The organism is Ochrobactrum sp. SFR4 (assembly GCF_019730395.1).
Taxonomy (GTDB): domain Bacteria; phylum Pseudomonadota; class Alphaproteobacteria; order Rhizobiales; family Rhizobiaceae; genus Pseudochrobactrum.
Genome location: NZ_JAAPBB010000788.1, coordinates 1 through 271, shown reverse-complemented (window position 1 = coordinate 271; position 271 = coordinate 1). Strand labels below are relative to the sequence as shown.

Here is a 271-nt window from a genome sequence, read left to right as displayed (position 1 = left end):
AAAGGATTGTGGTCCTGAATGAGCCTGTGGCCACTGTACCGCTGATTGAGCTTGGGCTGGATCCGGTTGCCAGTCTCGGGCGCAATGATGACGGTTCATACCAGTTCGGCGCGGATTTTATTGATGCCGTGCTTGGCAAAGGACACACAAAACCGAAAGGTTTTGGCCTGAATGGTCAGATTGATCTGGAACGGCTCACAGCACTGAAACCTGATGTGATTGTCGGTACGGAATTTGACCTTGATAAAGTCGGTCAACTTTCCGGTGTTGC

1 pseudogene is annotated in these 271 nt (G+C 50.9%); it reads left to right on the top strand.

What is annotated here, in order from left to right:
- Positions 1 to 26 precede the first annotated feature (26 nt).
- Positions 27 to 271, top strand: a pseudogene (locus tag HBA93_RS21235) (ABC transporter substrate-binding protein); the annotation flags it as partial.